The organism is Halodesulfovibrio marinisediminis DSM 17456, assembly GCF_900129975.1.
GTDB classification, from domain to species: domain Bacteria; phylum Desulfobacterota; class Desulfovibrionia; order Desulfovibrionales; family Desulfovibrionaceae; genus Halodesulfovibrio; species Halodesulfovibrio marinisediminis.
This window is the reverse complement of sequence record NZ_FSRG01000006.1, coordinates 216,011-236,756: the sequence shown is the minus strand read 5'-3', so window position 1 is coordinate 236,756 and position 20,746 is coordinate 216,011. Positions and strand designations below refer to the sequence as shown.

At 46.2% G+C, this 20,746-nt stretch carries 20 protein-coding genes; 9 read left to right on the top strand and 11 right to left on the bottom strand.

Going from position 1 to position 20,746, the window contains the following annotated elements:
• Window positions 1-31 precede the first annotated feature (31 nt).
• Together BUR09_RS12345 and BUR09_RS12340 are read right to left on the bottom strand one after the other, a co-directional pair.
• Window positions 32-853 (bottom strand): AraC family transcriptional regulator, encoded by an 822-nt coding sequence (locus tag BUR09_RS12345; protein WP_074217256.1) that lies wholly within the window; start codon window positions 851-853, stop codon window positions 32-34.
• 18 nt (window positions 854-871) lie between these two features.
• On the bottom strand, window positions 872-1,252 hold the full coding sequence (locus tag BUR09_RS12340; RefSeq protein WP_074217255.1) for a cupin domain-containing protein: 381 nt from the start codon (window positions 1,250-1,252) through the stop codon (window positions 872-874).
• A 390-nt stretch (window positions 1,253-1,642) separates the two neighbouring features.
• Here BUR09_RS12340 and BUR09_RS12335 point away from each other — a divergent pair, with 390 nt between their 5' ends.
• Window positions 1,643-2,509: a universal stress protein gene (locus BUR09_RS12335; protein ID WP_074217254.1), complete on the top strand. Its 867-nt coding sequence runs from the start codon at window positions 1,643-1,645 to the stop codon at window positions 2,507-2,509.
• A 201-nt stretch (window positions 2,510-2,710) separates the two neighbouring features.
• Here BUR09_RS12335 and BUR09_RS12330 read toward each other — a convergent pair whose 3' ends face one another.
• Window positions 2,711-3,892 (bottom strand): iron-containing alcohol dehydrogenase, encoded by a 1,182-nt coding sequence (locus BUR09_RS12330; protein WP_074217253.1) that lies wholly within the window; start codon window positions 3,890-3,892, stop codon window positions 2,711-2,713.
• A gap of 787 nt (window positions 3,893-4,679) precedes the next feature.
• On the opposite strand from BUR09_RS12330, the gene modA reads away from it, so the two are divergent.
• Both modA and BUR09_RS12320 read left to right on the top strand, forming a co-directional pair.
• Window positions 4,680-5,408, top strand: a complete 729-nt coding sequence (gene modA, locus BUR09_RS12325; protein WP_074217252.1) for a molybdate ABC transporter substrate-binding protein — start codon at window positions 4,680-4,682, stop codon at window positions 5,406-5,408.
• 5 nt (window positions 5,409-5,413) lie between these two features.
• Window positions 5,414-6,091, top strand: a complete 678-nt coding sequence (locus tag BUR09_RS12320; RefSeq protein WP_074217251.1) for a molybdate ABC transporter permease subunit — start codon at window positions 5,414-5,416, stop codon at window positions 6,089-6,091.
• A gap of 296 nt (window positions 6,092-6,387) precedes the next feature.
• Here the strand turns inward: BUR09_RS12320 and BUR09_RS12315 are convergent, their stop codons facing one another.
• Window positions 6,388-6,642, bottom strand: coding sequence for a hypothetical protein (locus tag BUR09_RS12315; RefSeq protein WP_074217250.1), 255 nt, complete (start codon window positions 6,640-6,642; stop codon window positions 6,388-6,390).
• A gap of 431 nt (window positions 6,643-7,073) precedes the next feature.
• On the opposite strand from BUR09_RS12315, the gene BUR09_RS12310 reads away from it, so the two are divergent.
• The gene (locus BUR09_RS12310; RefSeq protein ID WP_074217249.1) at window positions 7,074-8,225 is read left to right on the top strand and encodes a Bcr/CflA family efflux MFS transporter; all 1,152 of its coding nucleotides are present in this window, start codon (window positions 7,074-7,076) and stop codon (window positions 8,223-8,225) included.
• Between the two features lie 61 nt (window positions 8,226-8,286).
• On the opposite strand, the gene BUR09_RS12305 is transcribed toward BUR09_RS12310, so the two are convergent.
• The 5 genes from BUR09_RS12305 to BUR09_RS12285 all read right to left on the bottom strand — a co-directional run bounded on the left by BUR09_RS12305 (window position 8,287) and on the right by BUR09_RS12285 (window position 12,361).
• Complete coding sequence (locus BUR09_RS12305; RefSeq protein ID WP_074217248.1) at window positions 8,287-8,520, bottom strand: hypothetical protein; 234 nt, start codon at window positions 8,518-8,520, stop codon at window positions 8,287-8,289.
• A 200-nt stretch (window positions 8,521-8,720) separates the two neighbouring features.
• Window positions 8,721-9,017 carry a hypothetical protein gene (locus tag BUR09_RS12300; protein ID WP_074217247.1) on the bottom strand — a complete coding sequence of 99 codons (297 nt, stop codon included), beginning with the start codon at window positions 9,015-9,017 and terminating at the stop codon, window positions 8,721-8,723.
• A gap of 233 nt (window positions 9,018-9,250) precedes the next feature.
• The gene (locus BUR09_RS12295; protein ID WP_074217246.1) at window positions 9,251-9,595 is read right to left on the bottom strand and encodes a DUF3955 domain-containing protein; all 345 of its coding nucleotides are present in this window, start codon (window positions 9,593-9,595) and stop codon (window positions 9,251-9,253) included.
• 119 nt (window positions 9,596-9,714) lie between these two features.
• The gene (locus tag BUR09_RS12290) at window positions 9,715-10,719 is read right to left on the bottom strand and encodes a TDT family transporter (RefSeq protein WP_074217245.1); all 1,005 of its coding nucleotides are present in this window, start codon (window positions 10,717-10,719) and stop codon (window positions 9,715-9,717) included.
• Between the two features lie 352 nt (window positions 10,720-11,071).
• Complete coding sequence (locus BUR09_RS12285; protein ID WP_074217244.1) at window positions 11,072-12,361, bottom strand: rhodanese-like domain-containing protein; 1,290 nt, start codon at window positions 12,359-12,361, stop codon at window positions 11,072-11,074.
• A 183-nt stretch (window positions 12,362-12,544) separates the two neighbouring features.
• On the opposite strand from BUR09_RS12285, the gene BUR09_RS12280 reads away from it, so the two are divergent.
• Entirely contained in the window at window positions 12,545-13,441 is an 897-nt protein-coding gene (locus tag BUR09_RS12280) for a DMT family transporter (RefSeq protein ID WP_074217243.1), read from the top strand.
• On the opposite strand, the gene BUR09_RS12275 is transcribed toward BUR09_RS12280, so the two are convergent.
• Together BUR09_RS12275 and BUR09_RS12270 are read right to left on the bottom strand one after the other, a co-directional pair.
• Window positions 13,428-14,921 (bottom strand): cryptochrome/photolyase family protein, encoded by a 1,494-nt coding sequence (locus BUR09_RS12275; RefSeq protein ID WP_074217242.1) that lies wholly within the window; start codon window positions 14,919-14,921, stop codon window positions 13,428-13,430. The two genes, BUR09_RS12280 and BUR09_RS12275, sit on opposite strands and share 14 nt — an antisense overlap.
• A gap of 117 nt (window positions 14,922-15,038) precedes the next feature.
• Window positions 15,039-15,785 (bottom strand): UPF0280 family protein, encoded by a 747-nt coding sequence (locus BUR09_RS12270; RefSeq protein ID WP_074217241.1) that lies wholly within the window; start codon window positions 15,783-15,785, stop codon window positions 15,039-15,041.
• 451 nt (window positions 15,786-16,236) lie between these two features.
• On the opposite strand from BUR09_RS12270, the gene argF reads away from it, so the two are divergent.
• The 4 genes from argF to BUR09_RS12245 all read left to right on the top strand — a co-directional run bounded on the left by argF (window position 16,237) and on the right by BUR09_RS12245 (window position 20,568).
• Complete coding sequence (gene argF, locus BUR09_RS12265; protein WP_074217240.1) at window positions 16,237-17,142, top strand: ornithine carbamoyltransferase; 906 nt, start codon at window positions 16,237-16,239, stop codon at window positions 17,140-17,142.
• A gap of 150 nt (window positions 17,143-17,292) precedes the next feature.
• Window positions 17,293-18,489, top strand: a complete 1,197-nt coding sequence (locus BUR09_RS12260; protein WP_074217239.1) for an argininosuccinate synthase — start codon at window positions 17,293-17,295, stop codon at window positions 18,487-18,489.
• A gap of 9 nt (window positions 18,490-18,498) precedes the next feature.
• Window positions 18,499-19,878, top strand: coding sequence for an argininosuccinate lyase (gene argH, locus BUR09_RS12255; RefSeq protein ID WP_074217238.1), 1,380 nt, complete (start codon window positions 18,499-18,501; stop codon window positions 19,876-19,878).
• A gap of 432 nt (window positions 19,879-20,310) precedes the next feature.
• A complete protein-coding gene (locus BUR09_RS12245) occupies window positions 20,311-20,568 on the top strand; it encodes an RNA recognition motif domain-containing protein (protein ID WP_074217236.1) in 258 nt (85 codons plus the stop codon).
• Window positions 20,569-20,746: the final 178 nt, after the last annotated feature.

The following is a 20,746-nucleotide window of genomic DNA, read 5'->3' as shown; positions in this document are numbered from 1 at the left end:
TTGCCTGCTCTTTGAGAAGAAGCTTTCATGGCTACTTGGAATTCGTTTTCCGGTACGCTCCAGGAGAGACCCCCATCATCTTACGAAATATGCGTGAAAAATGGCTTTGATCGTAAAAGCCCAGTGATACACTAACATCGCTTAATGGAATGTCTTTTTGCAGCAGTTGCCGAGCTTCGGCTACACGGTGTGCTTGCAGATAGTCGCTGGGGCTTATGCCCATGCGTTTGGTGAACAGTCGTTGGAAATGAAACGGGCTTAGGCACGCTTGCTCTGCAACGGCTGAGAGTGGTAGCTTTTCTGCGTGGTTCTTTTTGAGGAATGCACAGGTATTTTTAACGATTGGCTCAGGGGAAGGCACTACTTCTTGTGCTGTATGCGGCTCGTGTTGGAGTAGAGTGGATATGTAGGTTTGAATTAAAGTAAGGGCATGATCACTCATGCCCTGTTTTGTTATGAGGGTGAATATGTCTTGAAGCTGCTGTGAGAGCTTTGCATCTTTGTAATGGATCTGGGTAAAGCAAGGATGCAGGTTCCTGTTTTTCTCGAGCTTTTGTGCTCTGAGCGTTTCAATAAGCTCCGGTGACACACTCAAGATACTATAGCAATGGTCTTCACTACATGTACACGCATGCACCTGTGCCGGTTGCAACATAAACAGCTCCTGTTCGGCAACAGAATACGTGCGGTCATCACATGTAATATGCCGTACTCCCTTTTCTACAAGACCAAAAAGGTAGGTAGAGTGGATGTGGCGCTGGAATGTGTTACGTATCCGTTTTCCGAATATTGCCTCAATTCCCAATTCTTCTGAAAGGGTGAGAATACGAAGCTCGCTGCTTTCTTTTACCATTTGAACCTGAGTTATTAGCTATACTAGTGGTGGAAAAAACTTGGCTAGCAGAAGAAGCCCTTGCTCATCTGCCTTTACTTGATGTGGTTCGCCTTTTTCAATTACAGTCATCACTCCTTTTTTGTAACAGATTGTTTTTCCAGTTAAAACACATTCTCCGTGTCCAGCCATAATTTCATGCAGTTCTTTCTGGTTTTCGTGACAATGATTTTCCAGTCCGCATTGTGGGGCGATTTTAATTAGATGTGAGCTGAAAATGTTGCCAGTTTCTTCACTTGTGAGAAGATGTTTAAGTTGCACGCCTTTGAATGTCGGATGGTCAACCCATGCAATGTCTTTCAGTTCTTTGGAACCATGTGAAAAGTAGACGGTGTTATTAGCAATAGTGGAATCGTTCATCGATACCCTCCAATATGTTTTTTTAGGAAGCTATCGTCTGTGCTGTAAGTAGTATTGTACGATCTTGCTTTTTTGAAATGACGGGGCAGAGAGAATGCTACTTCTTCGAATCGACAGGTTATTATTTTCTCGTTACGTCAAACTCTATGTAATCAAGTAGTTAATGGTGAGTGCTGTGCTAAGCGTTGCATTCACAAGTAAGACTATCATGCTGACACACTGTAATCAGATGTATGGTAAAACGGATTTTGACTGATTGTATGTTGCCTTGGGTGTCAGAGGAGATTTTTTTGGGAAATTCGTCGCCGGACTTAGACAGGGCGCAAGATGGCAGCAGCTGCCGAGCCTAAATAATCTCGATGTAGTCCCAAGCACAGGAGGGCGCTACGGATGTATGAAAAAATGCTTGTAGCTTTTGACGGTGCGGAAACTTCATTACCACTTGTACGTCAAGCGGCTCACTTTGCCCGCTTAGAAAATTGTTCAGTCCATATTGTTACGGCTTGCCCGAAGTGTAATGGGGAGTTGCGGATTCAGGGGACAACAAATGTGTTGAACGACATGTATGAAAAGATCAGCAAGTCTCTTGATGATATCGTCGGCGAGTGTAAAGCAGATGGAATAGAGGTTTATGGACATTTTTGTGTCGGAAATCCTGCAGAGATTGTTTTGGAAAAAATTGGAGATCTTGGCATCGATATTGTTGCTTTAGGTACCCATTCGACACAACTGCTGCAGTCTGTGGTTATCGGCTCGGTTGCAGAGGCTGTTGTGCGTAAGACAACCTGTGATCTACTGATTCTTACCGGAGCAAATGAACTGTCTTTTGAAAGTATCTTTCTTGCGTATGACGGAAGTAGAGAAGCAGATGCAGCGGCGCGGCAGGCTTGTACCTTGGCAGAGTGTTATGGTTCTCGTTTGACTGCCGGAATAGCCTACGAAATGGAGATGGAAGCATTTAGTGTTTACCCTGCGGTGGAGACTACAGTTGTCGATAAGACAGAGCAGATCGTAGAATCTATTAAGAGTATTGTTGAGTCCACGGCTGTCAGGGATTTTGATGTGGTGATACGGTATGGCAATCCTGTTCACAAAGCGCTTGTAGAAGAAGCACAGAAAAAAGAGGCAGGGTTAATCGTTGTCGGGACTAGGGCATACAGCAAACTATTTCACCTCCTTGTAGGGGGAGTAGTCTACAAACTCGTATATAGCAGCTGCCCTGTGCTCATTGTAAAGAACCATTCAAAGCCAGAATAGAAACTGGCTTAAAATTTTTGCAGAAATACAATGTTACTGTATGTCCAGTGAGTTTAGGGAGATCTATAGTGTAACTTAAACTCAGTTCCTTTGTTTTCTCCTACAGCCTTTTGCCCCCCTCTCACAATGAGAAGGGGGCATCCGGTTTTCTACGAGGGAGGAAGCATAAGGGCAACGAGGCCCTTATGTCTGAGGGCATAATTACATGGCAGCTTCATAAATGCTCATAACTTCTTCATCAGAAAGAACACGAGGGTTGGTGAAGACGCATACGTCCATTTGAGCATTTGCTGTCATGGTAGGAATATCTGCTACTTTCACATCCTTGCCGTATCGTTTTCCAAGCTCTTTTAAGCCGCTTGGGATGCCGACATCTTTAGAAAGTTCGCGGACAGCTTTCATGAATTTTTTAGCAGCATCACGGGTGCTTATTCCTTCGGTATCTTCACCCATCCATGCAGCCATTTCTGCGAAACGATCCATTTTCGCAATCATATTAATTTCTTCAACATACGGTAAAAGAATCGCATTACATTCGCCGTGTGGCAGGTTGTAATAGCCGCCCAATTGGTGCGCCATGGCATGAACGTGCCCGACGCTTGCGTTGTTAAACGCCATACCAGCCAAGTACTGAGCGTAGCACATACCTTCACGTGCATGGATATCCTGTCCGTTTGCAACGGCTGTACGCAGGTGTTCGGCAACAAGTTTGATTGCTTTTTCTGCGCAGGCATCTGTCAGCGGTGTGGCAGCAGTGGAGACATACGCTTCTACTGCGTGGGTTAATGCATCCATACCGGTTGCTGCTGTGAGGGCGGGTGGCATGCCCATCATCAGCAGCGGGTCATCAAGCGCGATGGCAGGAGTTACGTGCCAGTCAATGATGGCCATTTTTACCTTACGCGCTGTGTTGGTAATAACGCAACAACGTGTCATTTCTGAGGCAGTACCGGCAGTTGTGTTAACTGCTATGTATGGTGGCATTCCTTTTTCAGATTTATCCAGTCCTTCATAATCATGGATAGTGCCGCCGTTGGTGCTCACAAGTCCGATGCCTTTCCCGCAGTCATGTGCACTGCCGCCGCCAAGGGTGATCAGGGCGTCGCATTGTTCTTTTTTGTAGATGGCAAGACCGTCCGCTACGTTTTTATCTGTAGGGTTCGGAACCGTTTCATCAAAAACAATGCAGTTGATGCCGTCTGCCTCAAGCAGGTCTACAATTTTTTGCGTCATGCCGATGGCGGTCATGCCTTTATCCGTTACCAGCAACGGCTTGGTTCCACCGATAGAGCGCAATTTTGCAGGTAGCTCTTTGTGTGCTCCGATTCCCATAAGGGTAACACTTGGAATAAAGAATCCATTCACTTGTTCACATACAGGCATAGCAGTCTCCATAACTTGAGTTAGTTTGAACTACAAAAAGACGGAACGTATGTGTGGCGGCTTCAGGTGGTTTGAACGTTTGTATCCGGCGAGCGGGAGCCTCCATTACATCCTCGATCAGACAAAGGAGCGTTTATATTCGGGCAGGAACAACGGCTTACTGGAGTTCAACCGTATACTTTTCTTCCGTATAAGAATGGTGGAAGTAACCTCCCATTCCTTTTCAGGTGATGGGCGGTCAACACTGCAATATATTCGAATTTGATCACGCCGCATATGCAGTGCTTAAGTATCGCCTGTCGGGGATGCAGTAGATAAGCTCCCTGCTTGTCGGAAACAACATCAACCAGACTCAGCTGTCACTATGTGCTTAACACGTTGTGTTAATTTGAACCTACTCGTGCGAGCGCACACATTCTACTTTGTGAGTGTTACTCTTGGTATGAAACATTTTATAAAAACAGGAGATTGCTTAGGGCTGGCAGATTCTATCTATTTGGAATCAATGGGGTTACCATTGTAGCTTGTTAGAATGCACGTCACTTCTGTATCGCGAGCATCGCGTTAGAATGTATGAAAAGACTTATTTTCTAACTGTTTGAAATTGTAAATAATATTTGAGCGTGGACTTAGTCTCAAAGTGGCATCTGCTTGAAATTGCGTAACGGGGATGGATGTCACGCTTTTTATTGTTTGCGTGACTCAGTTGTTATTTGGGATGGCTTTTCATAGAGGATGAATCGTGTGCCGTCTTGTCTCATTGATTCTCTATGTAAGGACTATCGTCATGAATGTATTTCGGATTACTACCCTGAGTGTGTTTTTGTTTGTCGTTACTGTAACAACTGGTTGGGCTGATACCGTTGTTCTGGCATCCGGTGCGGGATATAAAAAAATGGTGAATGCACTCGCCTCTGCATACACGCAGAAGACGGGGCATTCTGTTGATCTTATTTTCGGAAATATGGCTCGCGTAACCACCTTGGCGAAACAGGGAGATAGCGTAGGGCTGGTGCTTGGAGATGTTTGTTTTTTGAAAAAAGCCAAGTTGCCAATGCAATCTATGCAGGAATTAGGACGTGGAAAGCTGGTGCTGGCATTTTCCAGGTCGGCAAAAGCCTCGACAGTGGCTGATCTGGATAGCCCTCAGGTAGGGCGTATTGCTTTGCCGGATGGAAAAAAAGCTATCTATGGAAAAGCAGCACGTGAGTTTTTGCAGGCAAGCGGAAGGATTCCGGCCATTCAGCCCAAGTTGGTAGAAGTCTCTACCGTGCCACAGGTGTTTTCCTACATTGCAACTAATGAGGTGGATATGGGTTTTCTGAACCTGACTCATGCTTTGAATGTTGTGGATAAGCTTGGCGGATACGTACTGGTGGATGAATCCCAGTACTCTCCGATATCAATTGTTGTGGGTGTGCTTGCCAATGAGGCACAGGCAAAAGAGCAGCAGGACTTTTTACAGTTTCTTAATACACGGGAAGCGCAGGCAATTGTTCATAAGCTCGGGCTGTAAACTCTATGGATTTCTTTACTATTTTGTCGGAACAACAGACCACGGCGCCTTTGTTTTTGACACTTAAGACATTGACTCTTGTGGGGCTGCTGCATCTTGTAAGCGGTGTGCTGCTTGGATTTTATCTCACTACCAAAAAAAGCATGATGCGCTCAGTGGTGGACTTTCTGGTGACGCTGCCGCTGGTGTTTCCTCCAATTGCAACGGGTTTTGTATTGCTTATGTTGCTTGGGCGTTCCGGCTTAATTGGAACAGCGCTCTCCGTGAATATTGTGTTCAGTTTTACGGGAGTCATCATTGCTTCGTTTGTGGCTGGGCTGCCGCTTATGGTGAAGTCTGTTGAAACAGCACTACGTGGTGATGTACGACGGTTGGCGGAGCTTGCCCGTGTATTGGGAAAGAGTGACTGGGAAACCTTTTGGCTGGTGCTTCTTCCTAATATCCGCCGGAGTATTGCCACGGGCTGGTTCCTTGCTCTGGGAAGGGGGTTAGGTGAAGTGGGAATAACCCTTATGTTGGGTGGAAATATTATTGGCAAAACTAACACGTTGTCCCTTGAAATTTACAACGCTGTGTTCAGCGGTGAGTTCGACAGGGCAGTTGTTCTGGCATCAATTCTTGCTGCTTTTTCTTGCATGATATTTATCGCGTTGAAAAAACTTTCGTCACCAGATTTCCTCTAGTCATACTAAATGCAACGTATATGGGATAATGTTCAGGGTCTTATATAGTGAAGATGTTGGGCAACGTTGAGGATGAATTGTTAATTTTACCAAGCCAAGGGCTGCTTTCAGCGTATCTCATAGCGTGTCATTGGTTGGGGAGATGAAAAGCTGGAACGCGTGTAAGCGCAACGCAGGCAGGTTTTTTCATATAACGCACTATCGCAACCTTTGCTGTTACAGGGGATATTGCAAAAGCTGCCCTAATAAAAAAAGCTCCATCTACTAGGTAGGTGAAGCTTTTTTTATACACAAGACTACAGAAGAGCCTGAAGTGATGCGTAATCGTAAGCAGCCTTAATTTTTTCCTGAACTTCTTCAGAAGAAACTTCGCGGTTGACCTTGAGCTGCGTTGTAGTTTCGTTCAGACCGTCGTTCCATGTGATATCTACAAAGTAGAAGTCGGTGAAGTTCTGCGCTGTACTTACAACTGCTTTAACATATGCAACAGGTTCCTCAGGAAGTGTTTCAAGCGCTGCCTTAACCTCTTTATCAAAAGTGGAAATATCCATTATTCCCTCCTACATAAAATTCCATATCAGCCGTAGAAAAAATACACTGATAGTTACTTAGACGCAGCTTTTGTAGTGTACATAGTCTTAAGTGGCAAGTATGAGTGTCTCAATAAAAATGTGTAGGTTCGTTTACGTAGAATGTCTATTCATATTGAGACAACAGACTAATAGAAGGTACGAGCGGAGATATGAAGTATAATGACCCGTTTTATACTAAGCTGGCTTGGGCAATCATGCTTACAGGGGTTGCCATAGGTGTTGGTATATTTCTGTATTGTGTTGAAAATGGTTTGTAAGCATTAGCTTTTTCTTCACAGGAATTTATGCGCTAAAACAATTAACGGGTATTGTAGGCTGACCTTTTTATCGTAGTTACAATAGAATACGTGAGGTCAGCCTTAATTTGAACTTTGGGTACATGGAAAGATATGTCTAATTTTATTTTTATTACGCTTCTTGCAGCGTTCCCAGCGCTTTCAACAGATATGTATCTTCCCGCGTTGCCTATCATTCAGGAACAGATGGGAATCCCGCTGGCAACTGTTAACTTGTCGCTGGTGCTTTTCTTTGTTTTTTTCAGCTTTTCATTGCTGATATACGGTCCCTTGTCTGACCGCATTGGCAGACGCCCCGTGTTGCTGGGTGGCATTACCGTGTACATTCTCGGCAGCGTACTTTGTGCGCTATCCAATAACATTTGGCTTCTCGTCGCTGCCCGTATCGTTCAGGCTGCTGGCGCTGCGTCCGCTTCGGCGCTGTCCATGGCATTGGCGAAAGATGTCTATACTGGAGTGGAACGTCAGAAGGTATTGGCCTATATCGGAGTCATTATCCCGCTGTGTCCGATGATCGCACCGCTTTTTGGCAGCCTTGTGCTGGAATATGCTTCATGGCATTGGATTTTTGCATGTCAGGCCGCTCTTGCATCGCTTGCCATGTATGGAACCATTGTTTTCGATGAACCGGAGTTTGAAAAGATTCGGGGCCCTATCTGGAGTGTGGTTCGTCGTTATGGTGTGGTGCTGTCAAATGTACCTTTTTCATTAAGCTGCTTTACCTTCTCTTTTATGGGAATTGGTTTCTTTGGCTTTCTGGCCGGTTCTCCAGACATTTATGTCCAGTCTTTTGGGCTGACAGAGCAGCAGTACGCCATGTTTTTCGGGTTCAATGCTCTTGGTTTTATGTTGGGATCATTCCTGTGCTCGCGTCTGTGTGTGGATATGACAGCCATGGATATTTTGCGGGGATCGCTTATCGGTATTTTGATCTCAAGCATTGCCGTGTACTTTTTCAGCGGTACCGCAATCGGCTTTGCAATCACCATGTTCTGTATGACATTTTCTATCGGTGTGAGCCGCCCGGTAAGTAACCATATGATTCTGGAGACTGTGGATTCAGATGTGGGAACAGCATCATCAATCCTCACCTTTACGTACTTTATTCTCGGTGCTGTTGCTATGCAGTTCATTTCTTTTGATTGGACCAGCAAGCCGCAGGTAATCAGCCAGATGGGTGTTGCTGCGGGGATCATTCCGCTTGCAGCATTACTTTTCATGCGCAAAAGGCAAAAAAAAGCGTAAGTCAAAATAAAACAAAAAACCCCGTACAGATGCCTGTACGGGGTTTTTTGTTTAGGAAATATTAGTTGTTTTCTTCTGGCTTACACCACACGCAGAAATCTTCTTCGCGTTCGGTCACTTTGCTGCCGCATTTAGGACAGCCGTTTTTAATACCACCAGCTTGAACAACTTTTACTACGTCGCCAGTGTTGGCAACCCATGCTCCGTTAGGGCCTTTGGAAAAGCCGAGCATGCCACATTTTTCGCAGTAGTAATTTAACATTTTGTTGTCGTTACATCGACGGCATCCGTTCATGTGTCTTCTCGCTTTATGGTAAGAGCCTCGCGGCTCAGTTGGTTACAGGAAGCACAGATTATATGGAGAGGAAAAATGCAAGTCAACGGATACCCGTGTAAGGGGAGCATCTTTGCTGTTGCAGCGTAGGTTGTTGATACGCTGTAATTTCCGTGTTGGCAGGTGGAAATAGCAAAGTATAGTCACCTTACCGGTGAGAGTTAGCAGGCGTTGTTGAGCGCATTACTTAATTCACCCAGCAGGGCAGATTTTTCCGTTGCGGTGCATTCCTGGACAAATTCTTCAAGTAGACCAATGACTTCCTCAACACACGGTGCGTTGTTGTCCTGTAGAATCTCAGCCAGAAATACAGTCATTGCGATTCCGTTGGTACGGTCTAATGTTGCATCCTGTTCTAACTGAGCGGTTAATTCCGTGTCCCAGACGTATTTTTCACAGTATGGGCTATCCAGTAGTACGTTTCGAATAATGTTTTCACATTCTGTAAGAGTACGCATGACGTAAACACCATTTGCTAAGAGGTTATGTTTGCAGTACTTCTAATAATATGGGTTTGGAATGTAAAGTTAACAAGTGCTAAATATAAAAAAGAAAAGAGCCGCCATAGTGAATATATCAATATAGCGGCTCTGGCTGTGCAGGGAACATCTTTGGGACTAGCTAAGAATGTTCGCCTAAAAAAATTATAACCAGCTGTGTTCTGATTTTTTTTGTATTTGTTAAAGAGCTTTTACGTTTTAGGCGTGCTCTTTTTTGGGAATTTTTTTTTATAAAAATTTTTTATGAAGAAGAAGGCGCTGATAAAGAGACATAACCAGGCAAGTGGTATTAAAAAAAACGGTTCAACGAGTAAGCCGTTTTCTTGGATATGAATATCAAGTGCCTGATAGCTAACGCCAAAGAGCAAACTTAATATCAGAAATAGCCATGCTGTTTTGTTCTTTAAAATATTCATACGGCCTGTTACCCGTTCATTTTTGTAGTGGCCAGCATTTTGGCATCTATTTATTTGTTTAGCGAAAAAGGCGGGTGACGTGGGTATAGCTTTTTCAACTGTATTTTGTCGGGCCAACATACAGAAAGAGCCAAAATCTCACTTTTTGTATTTGTTTGATCTTGGCTCTTTCTTGTGCCGCTAACTGCTATGCATGGGTGTGCCGTTAGCAGTGTCGTTTTGCTTTAGGCGGAAAATGGTTAGTTTGATACAGTTCCTGCAACCAGACGCTCTTTACGGAAGAAGGAGAAGATCGCTTCTTTCGGGAAGAAAAAGAGTGCGTAGCGGATAGCAACATAGCTTACGATGGTAGTTGCAATGTAAAGTTCTGCCGTTGCAAGGCTGGATACTTGCTGTACTACGTCCTGCGGCCATCCCTGTGCGTTCATCCATGCACTGGATTTGTATAGTGCAGTGGAGCCGATTACGAGCGGGAAGGTAAAGGCTGCGTAGCCCGGGCTGAAAGGAAGACGCAGGAGTTTGGAAAAAGATACGTAGAGTACAAATGTCATGAGCACTGCAATGCCGAGCAATACTGCAACGATGAGTGCAGAAGGATTGCTTGTCATGGACAGGTAACCAGCAAGGGAGAGGCTTGCAGGTGCTGCCATGATAGCGATAGTCGGTTTTGCTGCGTCTGCAATCTCGTTACAGAAGATGAGACGGTAGATCATGATTGGCAGCATGATGGCGTAGGCAACCATGCCGAAGTACAGCAACAGTGTTGCAAAAGAGTAGAAGTGCGTTCCGGCAAAGCTTACGTTTGCTACGATAATGCCAACAGGTGGCACAAACCAGCTCGGTACCATTTTCTGTAAAGAAAAGTCGTTGATCTGGTGGAAGATAAAGAACGCAAGAAAAATAAGGTGGATTCCGACAGCGGCGAGCCAGAGGGTTTCGCCTGCCAACGGAGCAAATTTTGAAACCGCATTAGAGATAACCATAGTTGCCATAGCGAATGTTGGCGCAACGCTACCGACAACCGGATGAGCAAGATCGTTAAGCAACGTCTTTGGGTAGAAAACAAAACGAGCGAGGAGTGCAATAAGCAGCATTGCAGCAATGCCTGCACCAGCTAACTGTGCGTATCCCTGGAATGGAGCTGCATTTTCCCAGCACCAGCCAAGACTGGCGATACCAAGAGCAAGACCTGCAGTAGGAGTAGGAAGATCAGCGACTCGAATGATAGTTTTCGGATGGTTCATGGCGACCTCATTTTTGGTGAATGTGTTAAGGTCGTTATAGAGAGACTTTTTCTAGCAGCATAGTTTAATGTTTTTAATTTTTCCGTAAGAAAAATTTAACGACAAAGCCCTCTTTCTTTAACTTGCTGTACTTATGTATCTTTTTTCTAGGTCGAGATTGAGAGAAGGAAGGGTGTAAACGTATTTCTCTTTTATTTTTACAAATCCTCTCTGAAAAAAGCATAAAAAAAGCCAGAATCATGCAAATTGTACGGTGCATAGGTTCTGGCTTTTATTGCATCTCAAACTGACAAAGCAGATGATGAGTACCGTTGTGCGGTTTGCTGTCAGTGCGGATGCATGTGGTCGGTAGCTACCGCTCAGGTGTGCCTGATGCAGTAGGGTTGGCTGGATTCATGCTCCAGATATGCCAACCATCGTCGTAGAGGCTTGCTTTGGAGAATCCCATCGCCTGAGCATACAGCAACGCTTCACTGGCTCGCCAGCCAGTGCCGCAGAAAAATGAAACTTCCTTATCCGGTGTAATACCCCATTCTTTCCAGAATGCTGCAATTTCGTGGTAGTCGCGCATTGTGTTATCAGGGTTGCGGAAATCATCCATGTTGTAGGAATCCTTGCCTGCATGTCCCCATACTGCCCCTTTGATGCGACCTTTAGGTTTGATGTAGGAGTATCCGGTAGTGTTACCTATGTATTCGTCCCATGTGCGGATGGAGACCAGTTCGGCGTTAGGGTCTTGTAAAATTCGTTTTGCCTCGTTCATGTCGATGACGAGGTCGGTGCTGATCTCCGTTGTGCCGAAGTCAGTAGCAGGCTGGGGTGTAACAACGCCACGCTCTGTTTTGAATTTGGCTTCTTTCCAGGCGTGTAGTCCACCGTTTAAGATACGGACATCTTTTACGCCAACGTACTGCATGGCAACTGCTGCGCGTGCTGCATCAATGCCAGCTTCACCATACACGACAACCGGAGTATCTGCGGTAATGCCGAGAGAAAGCAGGTTTGCACGAATTTCCTCAACAGGGAGGTAGTTCCAACGGCGGTCTTCAGATTCAAGCAGGTCTGTGTTCAAGTGTACAGCCGTAGGGATGTGGTTCTGTTTGTAGACCTTGCCTTCACCCCATGAAGCTTCCACAACGAGGACTTTCTTTTCTGCAAGTTGCTCTTGAACCCACTGGGCGGGAACAATGCGTTCATAATATGGAAGGCGTTCGAGAGGCAGTCCAGCATTTCCCCATGCGGCAAACGAATCTTTATACAGGGCAATCTTTGAAGTACTGATTCCTTGCTCCACAAGCCAGTTAGCTACTGTAGTAGCCTGTTCGACAGTGTATCCGTAAACGATGATGGAACTGGCATCGGAAAGGTTTTTAGCAGCAGTGACTTCAGCGGTGCGTGGAAGTTCTTGCGTAACCCATGAGGCTGCAAGGTTGGTGGCGGCAGGTAAATGACCTGTATGTTTTTCACCCTGCATTGCCCATCCGTTGAAGGCGTTGGGGTTTCGGGCATCCACAAGTCGCGTACCCTGAGTTTTGTGCAGGGCATTTACTGTCTCCGTGTCGAGTTGCGCGAAAGTGGCAGCAAATGAAGCTGTTGAGAATAAAAGGGCTAAGATTGTATAGACGATGGTGCGAAACGTCATGGATGCTCCTGATAATGATTTTTACCCTGATAGCGCACCTGTATGGATAGAACAAATTGAATAATCTAATAACAGAAGGTGGCAGCTATAGATGACTATGATGAATAGGCTTGCATTATGCACCTAGCTCCCTTACTGGATGAAGTTTGCAATTGCTAACCTGTTTTGACAAATGAGAATACCATGAATATTCCTCCTCAGCTTGCTCGATACGGCGGCTACTTATTCGCATTGATGGCTACTGTTATTTGGTCAGGTAACTTTATTATTGCACGTGGGCTATCCAATGAGATTGCGCCTGTGACTCTTGCCTTTTGTCGTTGGACAACTGCAATGATTGCATTGTTGCCTTTTGCTGCGAGTGTCATGTTTCGCCAGCGTAAAGAGATTTTTGCAAGCTTGCGGCACCTCATCCCCACAGCGTTTCTGGGGGTAACCGTCTTTAATACCATAATTTATATTGCAGGACATAAAACAACCGCGTTGAACCTGTCGCTGATTGCCATAATATCCCCTGTATTCATTATCATTCTTGCGCATATCTTTTTGAATGATCGAGTTACATTGACCCGTTTGGGCGGCGTTGCTCTTTCTGTTTTTGGTGTCGTGCTGCTTACAACCCGAGGGGACTTAGGGCTTTTACTGCAATTACAGTTTAATGAAGGTGACTTGTTGATGCTGTTCGCCACCTTCATTTTTGCTGTCTACACTATCTTAGTGCGTCGCAAGCCTGTGACGATTTCGCCTACTGCCTATTTAGGTGCGAATTTTGTTCTTGGCTGGATTATGCTGTTGCCGTGGGTGTTGTGGGAATGGACATACGCACCGCTTGTCATGCCTGCGCCGCATGTGCTGGGAGTATTTCTTTATATCGGTGTAGGTGCCTCTCTTCTGGCGTATCTTTTTTGGAACTACGCCATCGCCGCAATAGGTCCTGCAAAATCGGCAATCGTGTATTACAGCTTACCGTTGTTTTGTGGTATTGAGGCGTGGCTCATCTTAGGAGAGACCATCACATGGGTGCATGGTCTCTCCGGTCTGTTGATTGTTTGCGGAATTGTTATTGCTAACCGCCAGTAGCCTCTGGGAGCGTGGCAAGGTAGCTTTCCGCAGCGGCAAGGTGCTCTTTCAGTTTGGGCTCATTCATACGCTGTAGACCCCAGATCATTGGACGCGTACGGTTGTTTTTCTCAAATAGCTCGTAATGGTTGTAGATGAAGCGCCAGTATAGTCCGTCCCAGATGGAGCACCAGTCACCTTGCGGGAAGTTGCTCATTTTGCGCACGTAGTTGCTGCTGCTTACATACGGTTTAGTCGTGATGAGTCCACCGTCCGCATACTGGCTCATGCCGTAGACATTGGGAACCATGACCCAGTCGTAGGCATCTATGAATAATTCCAGAAACCACATGTATACCTGTGTGGGATTGAACTCGCACAGCAGCATGAAGTTACCTAACACCATGAGCCGTTCAATGTGATGGCAATACCCGTGTTGTAAAATCCGCTTGATTACGGTGTCCACAGGGAGGATACCTGTAGTACCTGTATAGAAAGGCTGCGGAATTGGGCGGGTATGGTTGAAAAAATTAGATGTGCGCTGCTGTACTCCTAGCTTTGAGTACGTAGCGTACATAAATTCCCGCCATCCAATGATTTGCCGCACAAATCCTTCTATCGAATTCAGCGGAATATTCTTTTCCTCCCATTTGTCCAGTACTGCATGCAGTACCTGTTGCGGCTCGAGCAGACCGATATTCAGCGCAGGTGAAATGAGTGCATGGAACAGGAAGTCGTGGTCGTGCATAATGGCATCCTGATAGATGCCGAAGTGGGACAGTTTGTGCTCAATGAAATCATCAAGCCATTGTTGTGCCTGTTCATGTGTATGCGGGTAGATCAGTGGCCCATCCATGCCGAAGGAGCCCGGATAGGTTGCTGCTATGTGTTTTTCGGCCTCTATGGAGAATGGCGTTGTTACATCCGGCGGTGGAGGTGGAACCGGCACCATGCCGTCGTAAGCATAGCGGTTCTGTGTGTCCGTCGACCACTTACCGCCGACTGGTTTTCCATTTTCTTTTAATAACACCTGCAAGTTTTTTCGTTGGGCAGAGTAGAATGATGCCTGACGTGGCTTGTCGCCGAGCAGTGCCTCAGCTTCACTTTTTTGTAAAAAGAAAGCGGGAGTAGGCAAAACGGTAAGCGTGATGTTGTTTGCAGTACATTCGCGCCGGAGGCGTTTTTCCAGCAGGTAATCAGCAGGTTCTGCTACGTAGATGGATGTAATGTTTGCAGCCTTGAGCGCCGTAAACAGATTCTGCATCGTCTGAGAAGGGATATGCGAAACGTATGTCGTTTCGTATCCCGCCTGTTGCAGACGGTGTTCGTACGCCTTCATACTAGCCCGATGGAGCATGAGCTTTTGCCTGTGGAAGGCTCGCTGCCAGCGGTAGTCGCCGAGCATGAGCTGTTCTTCCAGTAAAAAGACAGGACGTCCCTGCGTAATGGCAGGGTGATCTAGAAAAAGCTGATGGGGAAAAATAACTGCTGCTTCTCGCATATCAACACCTCTTTGAAGCATTGTAACAGGTCGAACCGGTTACTTCCATTATGCTGGAGGATTTGTTGATATGCGAGATTCAGCAGTAAAATTTGTTGGTTGTGCTGTTGGGGGAGGTTAAACAACGGCTAATTCCATTTTGCCCCATACGCTGACTTTGTCGCCGCACTGAGCAAAAACACCTTCGATGCCGTATTGTTGCAAGCGCATCGCTTCTTCTGTAACGCGCTCAACATCACCGGGGAGCTTGAGCATATTGCAAAGAGAAGTTGCACAGGCATCTGCAAGGCTGCCATTTTTTGAACGAACCGCTACAAGGTCGCCGCAACCGAGACTGATGGAGTGTCCAATGGTAGCGGAAGAAGCACAGATTCCTACCGGAAAGTCTGTGTCATCCAGCTTGATACCAATGGTAGCATCGCTGTTCGGGTCTGGTAACAGGCCTGCAATTCTTGGTTTGGAAGAAAGCATGTAAACATCGCCGCCGTTCTCAACAATAAGCTCGGGACTCTGGTATGCAAATTTTTCACATACCATCTGTGAGATAGTACCGGCTACTGCTGCCATAGGTCCAACATTAGCTATTTCGGCAGATTCTGCCATACGCTTAATGATGAGTGCAGCGTGTGCAGGCACTGCAACGGGGGAAAAGCTTTCATAAAACTCGGGGTGAAATGTGATGTAGGATTTCAACATACCGCGTAGTTCTGTTACATACGCGGCAATCTCTAAAGACAGGTTCTTACATGACGTTACATGTAGGTCTGTCTCCTCGACTAAAACCTGAAAGGCCTGCTCATCATCGTGCCGAGTGTACTGCTGCCGATAATGTCGTAAAGGATTGCTGTATGCTTTTGTACTCATTGTGAACTTATAACTAGGCTCGCATTGTTTTGCAACACTTCAAAAAATGGAACCGGTTCCATAAGTTGTGGTTGTGTGGGCTTTTTTGTCCCATTTTTAAAGCGTGTACTGTGAAGAATGCTGTAGCACTGCATCTTGGTGTGGTGTTCTGTGTGGATATTCCATGAGAAATTCATTCGGCGTGGGTTTACAATATTGGGCAATAAGCCTAAAACAGCTGCTTCAGGTTATTTTCGACAAGAATTTATTCAGATTGAGGACAAAACCGCTCACGGCGGTGCATGATGCCTGTTTCCGTAAGGCTTGAATATGGATTACGGTTACAAAATGCACTGCATAGAGCTGACCTAATTTGCAGGGAAACGGCTGTGTCAACAATCGTTCTTGTCGGGATTATGAGACTATTTATTAAGGATATTATTGGGAAAGCACATAATTACAGGGGGTCATGATGACCAAGCACTTTACACGTATCAGAGATTTGGGTTGCCAAGCTGCGCATGACCTTATTGCTCGCGCTAAAGAAATGAAGGACACTGATTACCGTAGTGACCTTTTGGACGGCAAAACAGCAATCATGCTTTTTGAAAAAGCATCCACCCGTACACGCGTCTCCTTTGAAACAGCCGTTTATCAACTTGGCGGCAAGACCATCTTTATGACTCCGGCAGAGAGTCAGCTGGGTCGAAGTGAGCCGTTAAAAGATACTGCTCGAGTGCTCTCCCGATACAATGACTGTATGATTGTTCGAACCTTCGGTCAGGAAAACATTGAACAGCTGGTTCACTACGGTGATATTCCGGTTGTTAATGCGCTGACTGACCAGGGGCATCCATGTCAGATTATGAGTGACCTCTTAACTATCCACGAGCGCACTCCTAATTTTGACGCAGTACGTGTTGCATGGATTGGCGATGGTAACAACATGGCTAATTCATGGATTGAAGCTGCAATGTACTTTCCGTTTGAGCTGTTTATGGCGTTTCCGGAAGGCTACGAGCCGGATAAAGAGCTGCTTTCTTTCGCACTGCAGGCTGGCGCAAAAATCTTCTGTACCCACGATCCTAAACTGGCTCTCGACGGTGCACACTACGTAAATACAGACGTATGGGCATCCATGGGACAGGAAGAAGAGCAAAAACGTCGCGAAAAAGCATTTGCAGGATACATGATTGATGAGAAAATGATGGCTCTCGCTCATCCTGAAGCTAAATTTATGCATTGCCTCCCTGCACACCGAGGTGAGGAAGTGAGCGAAGAAGTTATTGAAGGTCCGGCTTCTATTGTATGGGATCAGGCTGAAAACCGCCTGCACATGCAAAAAGCAATTCTCGAATGGGTATTCAAAGCAGATTAAGACAAACAGACAACATGCTGTGTCGCTGCTACGAATACATATTCAAAGCAGCAACCACATCAAGTTGCTGAATGATCGAGATTTGTAGTTAGATATGATGCGGGGCATGTAATGTGTCCCGCTTTTCAATAAAAGAATGGAAGGTACGAAATGGCTAATGATATTAAAAAAGTAGTGCTCGCATACTCCGGCGGGCTCGATACTTCTGTAATCCTCAAATGGATTGCTCTTACTTACAATTGTGAAGTTATTACCCTTACTGCTGACCTCGGTCAGGAAGAGGATCTCGACGGCGTAGATGAAAAAGCATTGGCTACCGGTGCTACCCGCGCATACGTTGAAGATCTGCGTGAAGAATTTGCACGTGACTACATCTTCCCTATGATGCGTGCTAACGCAATCTACGAAGGCCGTTACCTGCTCGGCACTTCCATTGCGCGTCCGCTCATCACCAAACGCCTTATCGAAATTGCTCATCAGGAAGGCGCACAGGCAGTAGCACACGGTGCAACCGGTAAAGGTAACGATCAGGTTCGCTTCGAACTTTCCTCAATGGCTCTTGATCCATCCATCAAAGTTATTGCTCCTTGGCGCGAATGGAACTTCCGTTCCCGTACTGATCTTAACAACTTTGCAGAACAGCATGGTATTCCGCTTCCAGTAGCTGCTTCCCGTAAGCTCTACTCCATGGACAGAAACATGCTCCACTGCTCCTTTGAAGGTGGCGAACTCGAAAACCCATGGCTTGAGCCGGGTCCAGGTTCCTACATCATGGCAGTTCCAGTAGAGCAGGCTCCAGACGAGCCGGAATACATCGAACTCGAATTTATCAACGGTGACCCTGTAGCACTCAACGGTGAAAAACTCAGCCCTGCAGAAATGATGAAGGCGTTGAACACTGTTGGTGGCAAGCACGGCATTGGTCGTCTTGATATGGTTGAAAACCGTTTCGTTGGTATGAAGTCCCGTGGCGTATACGAAACTCCGGGTGGCACTATCCTGCACGTTGCTCACCGCGACCTTGAAGGCATCTGCCTTGACCGTGACACCATGCACGTACGTGATTCTATGATTCCTAAGTACGCAGAGTGCATCTACAACGGTTTCTGGTTCGCTCCAGAGCGTGAAGCAATGCAGAAGCTCATCGACGAAACCCAGAAAAACGTTTCCGGTACCGTTCGTGTTAAACTGTACAAAGGTAACGTTGTTCCTGTTGGTCGTAAGTCTCCTTACTCTCTCTACCGCGAAGATCTCGCAACTTTTGAAGAGGACGACGTTTACGATCAGGCTGATGCAGCAGGCTTCATTAAGCTTCAGGGCCTGCGTCTGCTCGGCTACAAAAAATAGGTTTTCATCATGGCAGAAAAAAAGATGTGGGGCGGACGTTTTCGTCAGAAAACCGCTGCGCTCGTAGAAGAATATACTGAATCTGTTTCCTACGACAAAAATCTCTACAAGCAGGATATCGCAGGCTCTAAAGCACATGCGCGTATGCTTGCTCGTCAGCAGGTTATTTCTCAGGAAGATGCAGATTCCATCGTATCCGGCCTTGATGCTATTCTTAAGGAAATTGAAGAGGGCAAGTTCCAGTGGAAAACTGAGTACGAAGATGTTCACATGAACATTGAAAGCCGTCTTTCTGAACTTATCGGTGACGCTGGCAAACGTCTGCACACCGGTCGTTCCCGAAACGATCAGGTGGCGCTTGATTTCCGCCTGTACGTTTCCGACTCTATCCGCGAATGGCAGGATCTTATTAAAGGCGTAGTTGCTGAGCTTGTGAAACAGGCAGAAGAGCACGTGGATACCTTGCTTCCAGGTTGCACCCACATGCAGCCAGCACAGCCTGTATCCCTTGCACATCATCTTCTTGCCTATGCATGGATGCTTACACGCGACTTTGATCGCCTCGTAGACTGCGACAAACGTGCTCGTGTGTGTCCTCTTGGTGCAGCAGCACTGGCAGGCACCACATACCCGCTTGATCCAGCTTCAGTAGCAGAAGAACTCGGCATGTACGGAACCTTCAAAAACTCTATGGATGCGGTGTCCGACAGAGATTTTGTTCTGGAATCCATGTTTGCCGGTTCCCTCGTTATGACACATCTTTCCCGTCTTAACGAAGAGCTCGTATACTGGGCAAACCCTAACTTCGGATACATCTTCCTGCCAGATGCATACGCCACCGGCTCAAGCATCATGCCACAGAAGAAGAATCCGGACGTTTCCGAGATCATGCGTGGTAAAGTAGGTCGTACTTACGGTGCTCTTATGAACCTGCTCACCACAGTGAAAGGTCTTCCAATGACCTACAACCGTGACATGCAGGAAGACAAAGAGCCGTTCATCGATACTGACAAAACAGTATCCGCATCACTCGCCATCATGGCAGGTATGCTCTCTGAATTGCGTTTCAACACCAAGCGCATGGAAGAAGTACTCAAGCAGGGCTTCCTCAACGCAACAGAACTCGCTGACTACCTCGTAGGCAAAGGTGTTCCGTTCCGTGAAGCTCACCACATCACAGGCGCTGCGGTGGCGCTTGCTGAAGACAAAAACAAAGGACTCGAAGATCTTAGCATCGAAGAGTTCCGCACTGTTTCTGATCTCATCACAGAAGATGTGTACGAAGTACTCTCTTACAAAAACGCTGTGGCTCGACGCAAAACTCAGGGCGGTACAGGCCCAGACGCAGTTCGTGCGCAGATCGCAGAATTGAACGACTGGCTCAGCTAAGTCGGACAATATAGAATCAAAAAGGGACAGCAATTGCTGTCCCTTTTTTTTTGTCCGAGTTTTGTCTGCGACGGTTTGCCTCCGGCGGCCAAAGAACCTTTCTGTAGAAAGGTTCTCTGGACTCTCCAAAGACTTTTAGCTGCGAGGGAAGCTCGTTTATTATGCTTTCACGCGGCTTACGCGCCATTACCTTGGAAGTGTGATTAAGGAGCCCGCTTTTACTTTGTTTTTGGTACTGGGCGAGGTGGGACTTAGTTTGAGGAATGAAGTTGTTAAGGAGATTAGGTCGGCAATGAGCATGAGAAGTTTTTCTTAGCTGCACGCTGATACCGGATATTTTACGGGTGAGATATTTTCGTTGCGGCTCTTGGTGAATTCGGTATATTGCAGCTGAAAGCACGGGATATCCGTGAAATTTTTATGGAGAATTCGATGGTAAAAAGTATTTTTGTCGGCAACCTTGCATGGTCCGCTGAAGATGATGACTTACGCAATTTCTTTTCTGAGTGTGGCACCGTTATCCGTGTGCGCATTATGAAAGATCAGGAAACTGGTCGTTCCCGCGGATTTGCATTTGTAGATATGGATGCCGATGAAGCTGATGCTGCAATTGAAACCCTTAATGGTAAAAACCTGATGGGTCGTCCAGCAAGTCTTTCTGAAGCTAAACCGCGCGAACCTCGTCGCTAGTTACTGCGGTTACTACTACAACAAATTTCGGTGTGTAAAAGCCCCTGTCTTTTTAGGCAGGGGCTTTTTTTGTTATGACAGATGGGAAGTTGCGAGCATTACCGAATTTGTTTTCGAGGAGGTGCGCAACTTACCTAAGGTAGTGGCGCATAAGCCGCGTGAGGCAATAAGAAACGTA

Bases quoted from the DNA above. Each gene is read 5' to 3' on its own strand.
- BUR09_RS12260 (WP_074217239.1), top strand. From the start codon at position 17,293: ATGGCTAATGATATTAAAAAAGTAGTGCTCGCATACTCCGGCGGGCTC.
- BUR09_RS12285 (WP_074217244.1), bottom strand. From the start codon at position 12,361: ATGACGTTTCGCACCATCGTCTATACAATCTTAGCCCTTTTATTCTCA.
- argF (WP_074217240.1), top strand. From the start codon at position 16,237: ATGACCAAGCACTTTACACGTATCAGAGATTTGGGTTGCCAAGCTGCG.
- BUR09_RS12340 (WP_074217255.1), bottom strand. From the start codon at position 1,252: ATGAACGATTCCACTATTGCTAATAACACCGTCTACTTTTCACATGGT.
- BUR09_RS12320 (WP_074217251.1), top strand. From the start codon at position 5,414: ATGGATTTCTTTACTATTTTGTCGGAACAACAGACCACGGCGCCTTTG.
- BUR09_RS12335 (WP_074217254.1), top strand. From the start codon at position 1,643: ATGTATGAAAAAATGCTTGTAGCTTTTGACGGTGCGGAAACTTCATTA.
- BUR09_RS12345 (WP_074217256.1), bottom strand. From the start codon at position 853: ATGGTAAAAGAAAGCAGCGAGCTTCGTATTCTCACCCTTTCAGAAGAA.
- argH (WP_074217238.1), top strand. From the start codon at position 18,499: ATGGCAGAAAAAAAGATGTGGGGCGGACGTTTTCGTCAGAAAACCGCT.
- BUR09_RS12280 (WP_074217243.1), top strand. From the start codon at position 12,545: ATGAATATTCCTCCTCAGCTTGCTCGATACGGCGGCTACTTATTCGCA.
- BUR09_RS12245 (WP_074217236.1), top strand. From the start codon at position 20,311: ATGGTAAAAAGTATTTTTGTCGGCAACCTTGCATGGTCCGCTGAAGAT.
- BUR09_RS12275 (WP_074217242.1), bottom strand. From the start codon at position 14,921: ATGCGAGAAGCAGCAGTTATTTTTCCCCATCAGCTTTTTCTAGATCAC.
- BUR09_RS12315 (WP_074217250.1), bottom strand. From the start codon at position 6,642: ATGGATATTTCCACTTTTGATAAAGAGGTTAAGGCAGCGCTTGAAACA.
- BUR09_RS12270 (WP_074217241.1), bottom strand. From the start codon at position 15,785: ATGAGTACAAAAGCATACAGCAATCCTTTACGACATTATCGGCAGCAG.
- BUR09_RS12310 (WP_074217249.1), top strand. From the start codon at position 7,074: ATGTCTAATTTTATTTTTATTACGCTTCTTGCAGCGTTCCCAGCGCTT.
- BUR09_RS12295 (WP_074217246.1), bottom strand. From the start codon at position 9,595: ATGTTGGCCCGACAAAATACAGTTGAAAAAGCTATACCCACGTCACCC.
- BUR09_RS12300 (WP_074217247.1), bottom strand. From the start codon at position 9,017: ATGCGTACTCTTACAGAATGTGAAAACATTATTCGAAACGTACTACTG.
- modA (WP_074217252.1), top strand. From the start codon at position 4,680: ATGAATGTATTTCGGATTACTACCCTGAGTGTGTTTTTGTTTGTCGTT.
- BUR09_RS12330 (WP_074217253.1), bottom strand. From the start codon at position 3,892: ATGCCTGTATGTGAACAAGTGAATGGATTCTTTATTCCAAGTGTTACC.
- BUR09_RS12305 (WP_074217248.1), bottom strand. From the start codon at position 8,520: ATGAACGGATGCCGTCGATGTAACGACAACAAAATGTTAAATTACTAC.
- BUR09_RS12290 (WP_074217245.1), bottom strand. From the start codon at position 10,719: ATGAACCATCCGAAAACTATCATTCGAGTCGCTGATCTTCCTACTCCT.